Here is a 14,306-nt window from a genome sequence, read left to right on the forward strand (position 1 = left end):
TATACTCATACAAAAAAGTCACCTCGCTATTGCGTGGTGACTTGATGACTTTATACTTGAACGGGCACCTCTTCGACTACATTCACAAGCACACTACTGATTCTTCGTAACCCTTCCTGAAGGACAGAACGCGGACAAGCCAGATTCAACCGAATACAACCCTCACCATTGGCTACAAACATATGACCATCTTCCAGCAACACACCCGCTTGCTCCGCGAAGAATAAAGGTAGACTTACATGCTCGGGAGCATATGCCGAAATATCGATCCAGGCCAGATACGTGGCTTCCGGGATGTGAAAAACAGCCCGTGGCAGATGCTGCTTCACATACTGTTCTACGCAGGCAAAATTGGCGTCGAGATACCCTTTTAATTGTTTCAGCCATTCATCACCCGTTTCGTAAGCCGCTTGCGTGGCAGCGATGCTCAGTGGGTTTTTGAAACCATAGTGGCGTGCCTGCCAGATGTCTCGAAGTGCCTTATTTGGAATGATGACATTGGAGAACATCAGACCAGCCATGTTGAATGTTTTGCTCGGAGACATACATGTAATGATTCGATCCGTATCCGGGAACAGCTTGGCGAGTGGGGTATGTCTCTTGCCCGTCCGCAGCAGATCACAGTGAATTTCATCCGAAATAACCCATACGTTGTTCCGCAGGCAGATCTCACCCACACGTTGTAACTCTTCCGTTGTCCAGACACGTCCAGATGGATTATGCGGGTTGCAGAAAATACATACCCTTACCTTCTCATCCTTCGCCTTGGCTTCAAAATCCTCATAATCAATCGAGTAACGTCCCTGCTCATTGAGCATATCCGAACATACCAGTTCAAGATTGTTATGCTCCGCAGCTGACTTGAAGAAACCATAAGACGGGGTCACGATCAGTACTTTCTCATCCGACTGACAGATATATTCCACCAGTTCATACAAAGCGGGAATGATCCCGTTTGAGGTCTCCAAATGCTCCTTCGGGAAGGACCAGTCATAGTATCTTTTCATCCAGTTCGAGACAGCTTCGTAATACGCCGGATCAAACACCTGGGAGTAACCCATGATTCTACGGTCCAGACGCTCCTTAACTGCATCCAGAATCTCGGGAGGTGTGGCGAACTCCATATCTGCAATCCACATGCGAATAAATTCTTCATCTTTGAATGGAAAAGTCATGTCCTCTGTGGCGTTAAAAATATATTGACGGAAACCATCCGTATTCATGGCATTTGTTCCTGTGCGGTCGATAATCTCATCAAAGTTATATTTCATAGCTTCTGCTCCTCTATCTGCTTTACTTTTTCATTGTCGTTTCATGTCGTATTACACCTATTATTTCATGATGCAGGAGTTGCATCAAATGCAATACAATCTATTCTGACGAAACAAATGAAGTTTATTGTTTCTTCAAAATAGGTATTTCCGTGAAAAAGTGATATATTTCTCATATACCATCATTTTTATGAATGACTTTCATCATTTTCACGTACTCTCAAGAAACATTGCATAAGGAGAACCGGTTATGAACAATATCAATCAGGAAGTTGGCAAGAAAATACGAAACTTTCGGAAGTGGCGGGGACTGACCATTCAACAGCTTGCGGATCAGATCTTCAAAAGCAAGGGTACGCTGTCCAAATATGAGAGCGGAGATATTACACTTGATCTGGTCACGTTACATCATATTGCGAACGCACTCAACATCCAGGTGGAGCAACTCTTGTACCAAGAACCAAGGCATGCATCTCCCCTGATGAATGCGGTACCGTCCAGCTTTTTCAAGAACTCCACCCGTTTCTATTCTTACTTCTATGACGGGCGTAACAACAGTCTCATTCGTTGTGTCATTGACATGATGGCTCAATCGGATGCCAACCGTTATCGCACCGTGATGTATATGAATGTGAAGGATTTTGAGAACTACCAGGAGTGCGAGAATATGTATTGGGGCCACACCGAGCATTATGATACACTCACCACGCTGATTTTGAAAAATCAGGCCACGCCGCTGGAGAACCTATATATTAATATTTTGGCGTCTTTTCAGGAATCGGAGAAAAAATGGGGACTGATGGCTGGAGTCTCGTTCAGACCTTTCATGCCTATCGCGCTCAAAATGTTATTCTCCAGAACCCCGCTGCCCGAGAATCAGGAGTTATATAATGAATTAAAAATCTCAAAGGAAGATCTGCGGACCCTGAAAATATACAACATGCTCGCTGTCACCTGAACAACGCAGTGTGTCACACATTCTCATATGGGATGGAGACAGTCCTTCCCCATTAGAAAAGGCACTTCTATAAGCTGTTGAAACCAGCTCATAAAAGTGCCTTTCGCTTTGCTGCCTATTCGACCCGGAAATAAGCGACTAATGCTTAGTTTTTAATTAAATCCAGCGTCTCGTCAAACATTTGTTTCTGTTCCTCAATTTTGTTCTCATTACCGATTACGCAGCGCTGTTGCTGTTCAAGTATGGCCGATAAGAGCTCAGCAAAACCGATAATGTCGCTTTCCTTCGTGCTTAACACTTCGTCACGTTCTTGTTGCAGATCCGCTTCAGTCACATTCGACAGATAACACTCCAGGGAGAATGCCCCTTCACCATAAGGTGTTCTCGGCGTATCAAGATCCTGGATCGCACCAATGATATAACGCGTCATTTCCCGCTCGTCTGCCCGGAAATCGGTCAAATATTGCGGTATCTCTTCATATACTTTGTACGTTTTATCCAGGTTCGGATCACGATACGATGCAGCGTAGCTGTCTCCGTTCCGTCTGAAGCCTGACATACAGCCATAAGCTCCACCTTTGGCTCGGATATTGGTCCACAAGTAATCCAGAGACAGGATTCCTTGCAAGACTCGTAACGAACCGGTGTATTGATATCCTTTGTCGATATAATTGCCCGTTTGCACCACGTACTGCACCTCTGAAGGAGATCGGAATCCTTCCTTATGAGTAGCCGGTGTGAATGTAAATTCTTCCTTGGCAACCTCATGTGTGAACAGCTTCGCTTTCAGGTCGGATACCTGTTGCTCCAGTCCTTCATATCCCTGCTCATCGGCAGTATAACTAACAAGCAAGTTCTCCGGTCTGAAAATATACCCCGTCAACTCTTGCAGGCTGGAAGATAACTCTTCTTTTCTCGCCTCAAAGTTCGCTTGAAGATCCTCAAGCCACTGGTAAAAGGCAATGCCACTCACAGCTTCTCTGAAATCCGCAACCGCTGAATGTTTGGACGAAGACCGGCCAATTCCCGCAGAGTGTCCGCTATTGATCAGATTACGTTGCAGGTTACCTTTCATCTGAGAGATGATCTCATATAACCGCTTCGAATTATCGAATTGGGAAGTGAACACGATTTCTTTGATCATATCAAAGGCAAATCCAAGCTTGTCATACAACACTTTTGCGTTGAACTCATAGGTAGCCTTGAATTCATTGTGCTTATGCGCGTTAGCATAAGATCCTATCCCGCTATGAATACCACCCGAATGGATATGGATTTCATTGGATAGTTCATTGAACGAGTAGTGTTGAGTATCCACGTAACCCAGTACATTTTTCAGCAATCCTGCATACGGCAGGAGATGACGTGGCACTTCTTTAATATCAAACAGCAGTCTCAGATAGCCAATTCCATTGGTATAAAGGTTATGATGGAGAATGGTTGTGCCGTCGACCTGTTTCACCGTTTGATACAACGTAGAGGCCTTTGGTTCAATATCTTCAATCGATAACGTTGGAATGACCTGCTGCTGCTCTTTAGTTGAAGGTGTATTCTGATACTCGGCGAGTGCCTCCGTTTTCTGAATCAACGTCTGAACTTCTTCCTCACTAAGACCAGCCTGAATAGTTTTCAGACGTTCTTTCAACGCTTCTTCTTTGCGTGAGTTCAGCCCCTTATCCGGGGTAAGCGCCACAAAGGAAGTATGTGTGTTTTGCAAAATATATTTCTCAATCAGTTGCTCGAAGTAACCTTCGTTCATTTTTGTCCGCAGTTCAGCAAATACGTCATTGGCTTCTAAATGAGTGAAAGGTGCTTCTTCATCGTACAACCAGCTTTGCAGGGAGGAGAATCCGTAGATCAAGCCCTTCGGCATTCTGCCATAGTCCGCTTCCCTGTGATTGAACTCATATGAGTTAATGCCTGCAAGCAGCGCTTTTGGATCAAAGCCTTCTTTTACCACACGCTCAAGCACTTCTTTGACCGTTCCCAGGAAATCCTCTTTGCTCTCCAGGTTGCTCTTCTTCAGTCCAACGGTGAATACAGGCTGATATAGACTGTCATCATACGAACCGTAGACGTCCTTCGCAATGCCTTTATCCAGCAAAGCCTGCTTCAGTACCGCTCCCGGAGCGTTCAGCAGGGCGTATAACAAAATTTGAAACGAAATGTTCAGTTCCTTATCCAGACTTGTGCCGATCACCGCGTTATAGGTCAAAAAGCTGTTATCCACTTCCGATTCCGTACTTCCCGCAGAGTAAGTCTTAACTGTGTCTACCCGTTCTGCAAAGGCAGGTTGTAGTTGAATGGCCGAATCAATATCGATGCGATCATATCCACTCAGATAGTTCTCATCCAGCCATTGCAGCTTCTCTTCCATATCCATATCCCCGTAGAGATAGATGTAACTGTTGGAAGGATGGTAGTATCTCGTGTGGAAATCCAGCAGCCCCTGATAAGTTAAATCCAGAATAGCTTCCGGGAATCCACCAGACTCAGAGGAGTATGTGGTATCCGGGAAAAGGGAGTTCAATACTTCTCTGCGCACCATTCGTTCCGGTGAAGAAAAGGCACCTTTCATCTCGTTATATACAACTCCGTTGTAGGTTAACTCATCGTCAGCAGAGGTCAGGTTGTAGTTCCAGCCCTCTTGTAGAAATATCTTTTCATTCTCATAAATATTTGTATTTAATACCGCATCCAGGTAAATATCCATCAGGTTATGGAAGTCATGATCATTACGACTCGCGATCGGGTAGATCGTCTTATCGGGATACGTCATGGCGTTAAGGAATGTATTTAATGAACCTTTCAGCAACTCAACAAAAGAATCCTTGGCCGGAAATTTCTTGGACCCACAGAGCACGGAGTGTTCTAGGATATGGGCTACCCCTGTATCATCTTCCGGAGGTGTACGGAAACCGATACTGAATACTTTGTTGTCGTCTTGATTGGACAAAAGTACAATTTTGGCTCCGGATTTCTGATGTTCCAATAGATACGCATCCGATTTCAGTTCTTCGATTCTGCGCTCCTGTAACACCTTGTATGGCTTAAGCTGTTTCAACATAAACTTGAGTCCTCCGTCCATAAGATTGTTTTATTGGTTTTGTGACTCTACATAAGTTCAAATATGTTTATTTACACGGGCACTCCGATGACAGAACAACAGGTGTCCTCTCCGTTATCGTGTACATGTGTAGTTGAACCTATATCGTTCAGCAAGGTAAAGGTAATATATGCCTACAGATAGTATACACCATTGTTCCGTCTCTTCATAAAAGTCAGATAAATGTACCTTCTGATATGTATTATGCAGGGTTTATGTTTATGAGCTGCATGGTGATGTGGTCTGCAATGAAGTGACATTGATATTAAAGAACACAAAAAAAGATCGCATGCAGCTTGGTTAACAAGCGTCATACGATCTTTCTTTTTAAGATGCCGAGGACCGGGATCGAACCGGTACGGTAGTCACCTACCGCAGGATTTTAAGTCCTGTGCGTCTGCCAATTCCGCCACCCCGGCAGGATTATGTATTTCTTGGCGACAAGAAATATCTTACCATGAACTAATTAACTTTGCAACACTTTTATTAAAAATAATAAAAAAAATGAAACAGGCACTGCAAGCGTCAGCTCACAGTGCCTAGAAAGTCCGAGTTGCGGTCCCGGACTTCCGGTAAACCAATCTATATTAAGGGAGGTGTGAGATAAGAATACCTCCCCAACATTAAAGAAACCTAAAATCAGCCTTAAATTAAACTAAAAAAGTAAAATAGGTCGAACACGAACCGCTTCTTCCTCACTGCACTCCACGATAACCAAGATATGGTCCTTTAACAGCCAATCTTCGTAATACCGCGCATCCTCCTCCGAGATCCCCGCTTCAGTCAGTGTAAGCACCAAATCATCGGTCTCACTCCCAATCTCATTACCAGCGAGTCTACGCACTGCATTTCCGATCGACATCGTCTGATCCATTCGCTTCCCCAGACCAGCCAATATGCCTTTCAGAGCGCCAAAGGCACCATCTGTTCCGGCACCCTTCAAAGGTTTGGGCAGCCCCGTCTTTTCGCTCACCAGCTCCAGATTAAGCTGCTCCTTCGCCACCGCTCCCAAATATTTATCCTTGATGCCTTCCTCTTTGACCTTATTCAGCATAATTATAGCCTCGTTCTCGGTACGGGCCAGCCCAATAATCAATTGTGTCATTCCGTTCCCCTCCTTTTACCCTAATATAACCCCGTAATCCCCATTCAAAAACGGATCATCCACAGCTAAGACAAATCACCTAGAAGATTGTTGATTTCTCTTCTGGAAATCTATACCTAGTTCTGATAGACTAGATAAAGAAGACAAATTAACCATTGAAAACATTGACATATGGATTTAACATCTCATAATCAGGAGCAATGACTTATGAAAAAAGAGGTAGAAATTGCCATCCGGCGCAAGCAACAGATCATGGTTCGTAATACAAGCGGTCAGACGGTAACCGGATTTCCCGAGCGTACCGCTGATACATCCATTCTTTCCTTACGTACGGTCCACGGCAGTCTGTGGATACCGTTTGATGAGGTGGAACATGTTACGCGTCTGTTAAGCATCCGGTCTCATCATTTAAGCGGAGTGCAACTCGTTTAGTCGGCTCTGTAATCCTAGAAACTCCAGTCCCCGTATAGATACGTTAACTAGATCTATTTATGCCAGCACTTTACACCAAAAAACCAGACGCATGCACGTCTGGTTTTTCTCTTCTACTTATCCTGTACCACGCTGCCACTGACCTCACAACAAAGGCCTTACAATCCTTATTTCTGCCCAACCATATCCTGTTGTTACTTCACTACAAACTTCACTCGTGTTCCATCCGGATATGTACTTAACTGATTCCCTACCCATGAACCTGCACCACGATTATCCTTCGGGGTAATGTACTGGATATCTGCACCTGTTCCTCCCTCAGCACACATCGCCATGGGCCACTCGTCACGATCCTTACCTTTTTTGACCGGAACACCCTTAAGTGATAGATCCCGATTGCCTTCCGCTCCATTACGATTAATGGTGCATACATCCGAATGCCCTGCCTTGATAGCAGCTTTAATATGTTTGGCTGTTTCGGGATAACGCTCTGAAGGGAACGTAATGGTATGGTCTACACTCTTATTAGTCCCACCGAATGGATTAGGTATCTCCTCCGGCCATTCGCCCCCAGCCCAGGCATAGAGGGCTACCAGCAGCATTGCTACCAGCGTCAGAACCTGCTTTTTGAAACCTTGTTTACCTTTACGTTTTCTTCTTGTGCGTCTCTTACTCATGCTGTGTCTCCCCCATTCAACACTTGCATTATAACAGAACGCCCGTTCGTAAAACAATCCAATACAATAAAAAAACAGCCGAGACCGCCCGGCTGTTCTGCTTGATTGATTATCCTACATTGGGAATGGCCTGTTGGCGCAGCAAGGGCAGTGTCACCTCAAACTGTGTACCTTTCCCCTCTGTACTCTCCACCGAAATCTGACCATTCATCAGTTCCAGCAGTTCTTTGCAGATGGTCAGACCAAGACCACTTCCGCCAAATCGGCGCGCATGGGAGATGTCGGTCTGGGTAAATGCATCAAACAATTGTTCGATCTGATGCTGAGGAATGCCAATTCCCGTATCACGTACAGAGAATACCAATACAACGGTATCCATCAGTTGTTGCCTCACATCCACCTGTAACTGCACTTCACCTTGTTCCGTGAACTTAATTGCATTACTCAGCAAATTATCCAGTACCTGCCGAAGTCTTAGCGGATCACCGATAAGCACATCAGGAACATTCAGATCAGCATGACAGAGCAAACGAATTTGTTTATTCCGTGCCGCAGGCTCATGTGTCTTCACAATCTGTTGGATCAGCTTCAACGGCTGAAATTCAATGTTTTCAACATCCATTTTGCCTCTGCCCAGTTTCGCCATATCCAGGCTGTTGTTAATGATGTTCAGCAGCGCCTCACCTGATTGACGTGCAAGCTCCAGATATTCTTTCTGCTCATCCGTAGTTTCACCCATACTGGCAAGTTCGATCATGCCCATAATGCCGTTAAGCGGGGTACGAAGCTCGTGATTCAGCTTGCCGATGAATTCCAATTGCCCTCTGCTGTTCATCTCAGCCATGGAAGTTGCAAACTTCAACTGCTGTTCAGCATACTTCCGTTCTGAAATATCGTATTGAATGCCTACAAAATATAAACACTCTCCGGATTCATTAAAGATCGGATCGATATTCAATTCGTTCCAGAACTTCCGACCACTTTTTGTATAATTTAAAATATCAATCTTAATGGATTGTTGTTTCTTTATTGCATCACGAATCTGCGTTACCGTTTCGGGATCTGTATCCTGCCCTTGCAAAAATCGGCAATTGTGTCCGACAGACTCTTCATACGTGTATCCTGTCAGTTGGGTAAAGTGTTCGTTTACATACATGAGCGGAAGCTCAGGCAAGGTAGCATCGACCACCGTCACGGAGGATTTCACTTTCGAGATGATAAATTCCCATTGTAATGAGAGTTGATTATGTTGGCTCATGCCTTCCTCCTTCATCTCACACACATTAATGTTTATATATTCTGCAATCGTACATTATAAGGAGAGAAAACTAACCAGTCGGAATGTGTTGATATTAAATCAATATATTTTAATTGTAACACAGTTATTCAAGTCATGTGGTTTATGGGTAATAGTTGATAACTAACATTCCACAATAACCTAACTACTCACCAGGAGGAACATACATGAAATTTCTGTTAATTATCATCATTATTATTTTGATTGTAGTCTTTTTTACCAGACGCAAACGTTAAAATAAGATCCGTTATGTAAGTGAGAAAGGAAGATGGGTATGAGAACCCTCTTTTTTATATTCATGGTACTCTGTATCATCAATCTCTGTTTCCCAAAATTCGGCTGGTATCTGCGCTATGGCTGGATTTCCCGGGGCGAAGCCGAACCCAGCAGGCCTTATATGAATATGGTCAGAACGACCAGCCTGCTGATGTTGCTTATCGCCTTCACACTTGCTATGGCATGAATTATAAGCATTAGAAGATGACTGCCCTGTTGGGCAGTTTTTTTGTGGTGAAATGACGGGAAAATGATAACTTTGTTTGTGGTGCAATGATGAGAATGCCCGTAATATAGATATATCGTTTCGGAAAGGACATCATTGGCATGAACATCGCATTTTATCCGTACTGGGCCGCCAAAACGCTGCTCTCGCTTATTAATGTCATATATATCATGGTCATTACTACGTATATATACGGTCTCACTGGATCGGTACTCTCTGCTGCAATGTTTCCACTTATTCAGATCATTGCACGCATAATAGCCGGTCTCACTTTGCCATTACTTGTGAACCGTTTCCCATTCTCCAGACTATTGATCAGCATTTCCATAGCCAAAACATTAATCATGACCTGTATAGCCATTTCGTTGAATCACTTGATTTCACAACTGCCGCTTCTATTGCTCGGAGTGATTGTACTATCCTTCTTGGACGGTTGGGAAACTCCGTTACTGAAGACTTTAACGCCACGATTGGTTCAAGGTGAAGACCTTATAAAAGCAAATAGCCTACTATCTTTCTCCAATCAGACTGTAACCATTGTCGGTTACGCCATGACGGGATTCGCCGTGATGAACTGGGGGGCGTCACAGACCTTCTGGGCAGCTACAAGCCTGTCCTGGGCCGTTCTGATCTTCATGATTGCCATGGGCTCGCTCACACGGAATGTAGAACAACCTCAGAAATCTGCTGTATCGCGGAATGTATTGAGGGAAGGTTGGAGTATACTTTGGAAGAATCCATCATTACGGCTGATTACGCTTATGGACATTGCCCAAGCACTTGCGGGTTCCATCTGGATCGGAGCTGTTACGCTGGCCTTTGCAAAAGAAGCTCTGGGACGAGGAGAAGGTTGGTGGGGACTCATGAACTCGAGTTACGCTGCTGGAACCATGCTTGGAGGTATTCTGGCTCTTGCACTAGCCAAACGTATTCAGAAGCATCTAATCGCTAGTATGACCATGGGTTCTCTTCTCTTCAGCCTTCTGACCGTCGTTTATGGTCTAAACAACCTGCCATGGCTCGCTCTGGTGTTATGCATACTGATGGGTCCAGTTCATCAGATTCGTGATGTGGCTCAGCAGACAGCGCTTCAGAACAGTGTACCTGTCGAATCCCTAACCAAGGTATACGCCACCCATGGCGTCCTGATATCCACGGTTATGAGTGTATCCATAGTTATCTTTGGTCTAGTCGCCGATCAACTGGGCGTTCGGTGGGTATACCTTATCGGTGGAGCCTTGTTTATTGTATCTGCGATATGCTCATTATCGTTGAGCAGAGTTCACAGAAACCATCCCATTGCTAAACATACGAAAAATATGTAAATCAAAAGAGACGAGCAACATTCTGCTCGTCCCTCATAATCTCAATCCAAACGATAATCTGTCAGCGGCTTGCCTTTTTTATAATACAAAGTAGGTGACAATATATTGAAGAAAATGTGCACATCCGGCATATATGCTTCTTCCAAAATAGCTTGTACCGACGATGCAATCCGATTATGAATCTCCTGGTCACGTTGAAACATCAGAATCTCTATAGAAGCCGGAGAAGGTGTTAGCGCTTGTACATCATGACGCTCTGCCTTCATTCTCTCCCTTGGAATATGAGTAATTAGGGCCATCTGCTCTGTAATTTGGGGTACAACTTCCTCTAGCTGAGGACCTGTGAATCCTTTAAAGCGAATAAACGGCATTGCTATCCCTTCAATCTCTGTTAATAGTCTCTTATGTGATTTTAAGCACATTGTTTTCAGTTGTCAAATGTCATGGATGGCATATGTTGCTTCTTATAAACAGGAAAAGCCCCGCTGAAGTCTCAGCGGAGCCCACTGTTTGCACATTTCTATACGTGACTTACAGCCAGAAAGATTTTGTGATGATCACGAGCAGGATAAAAAGCACAAGAATTGCACTTGTAGAAGTCCATCCGCCACCAGCATTACAACAACCGTATCCAACTTGACTCATTTGATTGGCCTCCTTTGAATTTCAAGGTATGCCATAACATATGCGTATTCCGTGCAAGTGACCGGGCGAATCGGCAAGTTCAACAGCCCATTCATCCGGGATTCATACCCGTTGATTTAACCGGATGGGCGATGGAGATTTTCAGTTGTTTTTCTTGTGACTCCTGAGGTGAAGGGTCTGTATTTCCTCTGTCCAGAAGGATTGTAAGAGTACGTGTATCACTTCGGGATGCCAGAACAACCTCTCCATCAGGTGTTATACAATACGCGATTGGAATGGATATCTCGCTATCACGGTACGAACCATCCGCATGGCTTGTCCCCATGACAATACATTGATGCTTCAGTGCGATCTGCCGAGCCTCTTCGACCCACTCACTGTACTGTTCTTCACTGAACATGCCCACACCAATGGAATGCATCACAATGTCCACATTCCCTATATTCTCATTGCGAAATCCTTGCAGGACCAGCTCATCACACAACAAAGTGCTTATTACCCAACCCTGTTCCTGAGCCGTCTCAGCAGGTGTATATTTAGCTTTCTCCAATACAATCTCTCCAGCCTTACTGATGATAATTGATCGGTCCTTTGGACGTTCGTCCAGTCTGCGATGACCTGAGACAATCATGGTCCCATATTCAGCCGCCAACCTGCAAGCTTCCTCAACATTCTGGTTCAGATAACCTTCAGGAAAAAACAATATATCCGCATCAGGGTGTTGCTTGAGTTCGGCTTCAAGCTGCAGCAAATCCTGTTCCAGCCTCGGTTGTCCAATAATAATCTTCATCTGGTATCCCCCATTCATAAATAAAAGCCGGTTCATACCTGAATAAGGTACGAAACCGGCTTAAAGGTTGTACGGACAGAACTCCTGCTCATCGTACATCACTTCAAGAGTAATTGTTTCTCATGTTATTGCTCGACGACACAATTACCTTTACAGTTGAATGATATGTAGTTAGGCATTTCTACGTTCAATACTATCATATATAGCCTGCCCATCATAGCTTCGATCTGTAGCGATATCTTTCACAAAGAGGGCGCTGCCTGCAGCACTGTTTGCATTAACAGACAGAACGCTAAATGCACCCACAACCCACATTAATGGATATAATGCAATGGATAAGGCTTTTTTCATGTTTTTGTCTCCTTTGCTGTTGAAATAGATGATTGGTTGAATATCCCATTAATACGATTACAACCCAATTAGGTTTCAATTTTATATACAACCATCACTATTTCTAGACATACAGGAGACAAACTAAAATTGTTCCGTTCAGATCAACTCGAAACTCTGGAGCAAGGCTGCCGCCTCTTCATGATCAGGTTCCAGAGCCAATACTTTATGGGTATATGACAGGGTTTCTTCTTCCAGTTCAAGTTCATAACAGCACACAGCCAAATCGTATAAGACCGCTGGATTATGGTTACTCGGATCTGCAACCAATGATATCTCCAGAAACCGTTTTGCATCCTCATACATATACATCTCATATAACAGCTGCCCTGCCAGAAATGCGAGACCTCCTTGTTGCTCCATCACATAGTAGGACGACCACATCGTATGAATACCAGACTGAATATCGAGCATTTCCTCATCACTTGCATCAGGAAGAAGACTGGAAATGTGGGTAGCACTGTGAATCAAGAACTCCGCATCATATCCACCCAGACGCCAAAACGGCAAAATATGCTTTAACTCCATACTCTCTATTCGAGAGTCTACCCATTGTTTCATGCTGAAAAAGTCATCCGGTCCAAAACGTTCAACAAATCGATGGTAGGCCAGACGTGTGTTCACATAACTAATGGGTTCTTCAACCATCAACATACACCCAACATTCAGATCTTTATAATGATGTGTTGTGAATCGAGTATGAGCGCCCTGTTGTTCAAGAACATATTGAATCGCATGGTAGTTAGCCGTTAGAGAAAAACTCCCGTGAAGAACAAATTCAGGTGGCTCTGCGAACTTCCAGTTATCCAGGCGATGATCCCCTTTATCAGCGGTAATCAACACATAACCTGACTGTGACAGCTTGTTCAACCGTTCGAGACAGGACAACCCGATTGCAGGGAACAGAATGTGCGAGTCCTCCAGTTCCTCTTTGTACAATGTGATAAGCTCCTGATACGGATAGTTATCCGCACTGTATTCGGGCGCTTGGCGATACTCATAACTCAGCGTCATGTTCTTCAGCATCTCAGCGGGCTCAAGATCAAGACGACGATCCGGAGACTGTACAAGCAGATCACACTCATAGATCTCGCCATCCCCAATGTAGATTAATTCCTGTGGAATGCTGTCAAAAAAGTAATTAGCAATCAACAACAACGGTTGTTTCAGATCACCGGGCTGAATAACCGTGCCTGCAACGACCAGATTCAATTCCGTATCCGCTACAGCGTCAAAACGTGCAAAATCCACTATACCTTGTTGAATAAAGGATTGCATGGATGGATGCTCCTGCCAACCCAGCACATTCTCCGCTACGAGATCCGTCATCACATATCTGAAAGGCGGTAAAGGTATTCCAGCAAATTCCTTTAACTCAAGCAATTTCAGGAGAACTTGATGTGCCAAACGCCCTACACCCGCTCCAAGTTCAAGAATGGTTACGGTCTCGTTAATCTTTCCTTTGTTCGAAAGGTCCTGAAGAAAGCCAAAGATCATCTCTGCATACGCCGTGGCAATCATTGGATTACTCGTAATATATTGAGGGACTTGGTTCTCTGTCCAAGCTTGTAGCCCCTTCTGCTCATAATAAGCTCTCTGCCAATCCCATACCGGAGCTTCACTGTAACGAAAACGTTGACTTTCATTTGACGTCATTAAACGGAAACCTGCTTTCTATCACTAATTTCATACGTTTCTCAGATGTTCACGTATTATTTGATGTCCAATACCATTCAATCTCTGTAATGCATTATATCATAGAACCCTACCTACTCGATGAAGTTCAGTTTTCCCCTTCAACAGGAAAA

Annotated in this window: 14 protein-coding genes and 1 tRNA gene; 4 read left to right on the top strand and 11 right to left on the bottom strand. The window is 44.2% G+C overall.

What is annotated here, in order from left to right; genetic code table 11:
- Window positions 1-50: 50 nt before the first annotated feature.
- Window positions 51-1,271 (bottom strand): MalY/PatB family protein, encoded by a 1,221-nt coding sequence (locus V6668_RS20785; protein WP_338706566.1) that lies wholly within the window; start codon window positions 1,269-1,271, stop codon window positions 51-53.
- A gap of 250 nt (window positions 1,272-1,521) precedes the next feature.
- Here V6668_RS20785 and V6668_RS20790 point away from each other — a divergent pair, with 250 nt between their 5' ends.
- On the top strand, window positions 1,522-2,229 hold the full coding sequence (locus V6668_RS20790) for a helix-turn-helix domain-containing protein (RefSeq protein ID WP_017687366.1): 708 nt from the start codon (window positions 1,522-1,524) through the stop codon (window positions 2,227-2,229).
- Between the two features lie 145 nt (window positions 2,230-2,374).
- Here V6668_RS20790 and V6668_RS20795 read toward each other — a convergent pair whose 3' ends face one another.
- The 3 genes from V6668_RS20795 to V6668_RS20805 form a co-directional block, all read right to left on the bottom strand.
- Complete coding sequence (locus tag V6668_RS20795; protein ID WP_338706567.1) at window positions 2,375-5,296, bottom strand: insulinase family protein; 2,922 nt, start codon at window positions 5,294-5,296, stop codon at window positions 2,375-2,377.
- Between the two features lie 372 nt (window positions 5,297-5,668).
- Window positions 5,669-5,754 (bottom strand) — tRNA-Leu (locus tag V6668_RS20800).
- Between the two features lie 236 nt (window positions 5,755-5,990).
- Window positions 5,991-6,440, bottom strand: coding sequence for a hypothetical protein (locus V6668_RS20805; RefSeq protein WP_338706568.1), 450 nt, complete (start codon window positions 6,438-6,440; stop codon window positions 5,991-5,993).
- A 207-nt stretch (window positions 6,441-6,647) separates the two neighbouring features.
- Here V6668_RS20805 and V6668_RS20810 point away from each other — a divergent pair, with 207 nt between their 5' ends.
- On the top strand, window positions 6,648-6,872 hold the full coding sequence (locus V6668_RS20810; protein WP_338706569.1) for a hypothetical protein: 225 nt from the start codon (window positions 6,648-6,650) through the stop codon (window positions 6,870-6,872).
- Between the two features lie 194 nt (window positions 6,873-7,066).
- Here V6668_RS20810 and V6668_RS20815 read toward each other — a convergent pair whose 3' ends face one another.
- Together V6668_RS20815 and V6668_RS20820 are read right to left on the bottom strand one after the other, a co-directional pair.
- Window positions 7,067-7,549: a NucA/NucB deoxyribonuclease domain-containing protein gene (locus V6668_RS20815; protein ID WP_047843725.1), complete on the bottom strand. Its 483-nt coding sequence runs from the start codon at window positions 7,547-7,549 to the stop codon at window positions 7,067-7,069.
- 109 nt (window positions 7,550-7,658) lie between these two features.
- Window positions 7,659-8,807, bottom strand: a complete 1,149-nt coding sequence (locus V6668_RS20820; protein ID WP_165789849.1) for a sensor histidine kinase — start codon at window positions 8,805-8,807, stop codon at window positions 7,659-7,661.
- Window positions 8,808-9,114: 307 nt separating this feature from the next.
- On the opposite strand from V6668_RS20820, the gene V6668_RS20825 reads away from it, so the two are divergent.
- Both V6668_RS20825 and V6668_RS20830 read left to right on the top strand, forming a co-directional pair.
- The gene (locus tag V6668_RS20825) at window positions 9,115-9,309 is read left to right on the top strand and encodes a DUF6199 family natural product biosynthesis protein (protein ID WP_133120417.1); all 195 of its coding nucleotides are present in this window, start codon (window positions 9,115-9,117) and stop codon (window positions 9,307-9,309) included.
- 140 nt (window positions 9,310-9,449) lie between these two features.
- The gene (locus tag V6668_RS20830) at window positions 9,450-10,673 is read left to right on the top strand and encodes an MFS transporter (RefSeq protein WP_338706570.1); all 1,224 of its coding nucleotides are present in this window, start codon (window positions 9,450-9,452) and stop codon (window positions 10,671-10,673) included.
- Window positions 10,674-10,714: 41 nt separating this feature from the next.
- Here V6668_RS20830 and V6668_RS20835 read toward each other — a convergent pair whose 3' ends face one another.
- The 5 genes from V6668_RS20835 to V6668_RS20855 all read right to left on the bottom strand — a co-directional run bounded on the left by V6668_RS20835 (window position 10,715) and on the right by V6668_RS20855 (window position 14,154).
- Window positions 10,715-11,044 (bottom strand): DUF1904 family protein, encoded by a 330-nt coding sequence (locus V6668_RS20835; protein WP_036614785.1) that lies wholly within the window; start codon window positions 11,042-11,044, stop codon window positions 10,715-10,717.
- Window positions 11,045-11,204: 160 nt separating this feature from the next.
- The gene (locus V6668_RS20840) at window positions 11,205-11,318 is read right to left on the bottom strand and encodes a YjcZ family sporulation protein (RefSeq protein WP_082219140.1); all 114 of its coding nucleotides are present in this window, start codon (window positions 11,316-11,318) and stop codon (window positions 11,205-11,207) included.
- 91 nt (window positions 11,319-11,409) lie between these two features.
- On the bottom strand, window positions 11,410-12,108 hold the full coding sequence (locus V6668_RS20845; RefSeq protein ID WP_076328074.1) for a hypothetical protein: 699 nt from the start codon (window positions 12,106-12,108) through the stop codon (window positions 11,410-11,412).
- A 171-nt stretch (window positions 12,109-12,279) separates the two neighbouring features.
- The gene (locus V6668_RS20850) at window positions 12,280-12,459 is read right to left on the bottom strand and encodes a hypothetical protein (RefSeq protein WP_036674855.1); all 180 of its coding nucleotides are present in this window, start codon (window positions 12,457-12,459) and stop codon (window positions 12,280-12,282) included.
- A 138-nt stretch (window positions 12,460-12,597) separates the two neighbouring features.
- A complete protein-coding gene (locus V6668_RS20855; protein ID WP_076250792.1) occupies window positions 12,598-14,154 on the bottom strand; it encodes a hypothetical protein in 1,557 nt (518 codons plus the stop codon).
- Window positions 14,155-14,306 lie beyond the last annotated feature (152 nt).

The sequence above is a fragment of the Paenibacillus amylolyticus genome, assembly GCF_036894225.1.
Classification (GTDB): domain Bacteria; phylum Bacillota; class Bacilli; order Paenibacillales; family Paenibacillaceae; genus Paenibacillus; species Paenibacillus amylolyticus.

Bases quoted from the DNA above. Each gene is read 5' to 3' on its own strand.
- V6668_RS20785 (WP_338706566.1), bottom strand. From the start codon at position 1,271: ATGAAATATAACTTTGATGAGATTATCGACCGCACAGGAACAAATGCC.
- V6668_RS20790 (WP_017687366.1), top strand. From the start codon at position 1,522: ATGAACAATATCAATCAGGAAGTTGGCAAGAAAATACGAAACTTTCGG.
- V6668_RS20795 (WP_338706567.1), bottom strand. From the start codon at position 5,296: ATGTTGAAACAGCTTAAGCCATACAAGGTGTTACAGGAGCGCAGAATC.
- V6668_RS20805 (WP_338706568.1), bottom strand. From the start codon at position 6,440: ATGACACAATTGATTATTGGGCTGGCCCGTACCGAGAACGAGGCTATA.
- V6668_RS20810 (WP_338706569.1), top strand. From the start codon at position 6,648: ATGAAAAAAGAGGTAGAAATTGCCATCCGGCGCAAGCAACAGATCATG.
- V6668_RS20815 (WP_047843725.1), bottom strand. From the start codon at position 7,549: ATGAGTAAGAGACGCACAAGAAGAAAACGTAAAGGTAAACAAGGTTTC.
- V6668_RS20820 (WP_165789849.1), bottom strand. From the start codon at position 8,807: ATGAGCCAACATAATCAACTCTCATTACAATGGGAATTTATCATCTCG.
- V6668_RS20825 (WP_133120417.1), top strand. From the start codon at position 9,115: ATGGGTATGAGAACCCTCTTTTTTATATTCATGGTACTCTGTATCATC.
- V6668_RS20830 (WP_338706570.1), top strand. From the start codon at position 9,450: ATGAACATCGCATTTTATCCGTACTGGGCCGCCAAAACGCTGCTCTCG.
- V6668_RS20835 (WP_036614785.1), bottom strand. From the start codon at position 11,044: ATGCCGTTTATTCGCTTTAAAGGATTCACAGGTCCTCAGCTAGAGGAA.
- V6668_RS20840 (WP_082219140.1), bottom strand. From the start codon at position 11,318: ATGAGTCAAGTTGGATACGGTTGTTGTAATGCTGGTGGCGGATGGACT.
- V6668_RS20845 (WP_076328074.1), bottom strand. From the start codon at position 12,108: ATGAAGATTATTATTGGACAACCGAGGCTGGAACAGGATTTGCTGCAG.
- V6668_RS20850 (WP_036674855.1), bottom strand. From the start codon at position 12,459: ATGAAAAAAGCCTTATCCATTGCATTATATCCATTAATGTGGGTTGTG.
- V6668_RS20855 (WP_076250792.1), bottom strand. From the start codon at position 14,154: ATGACGTCAAATGAAAGTCAACGTTTTCGTTACAGTGAAGCTCCGGTA.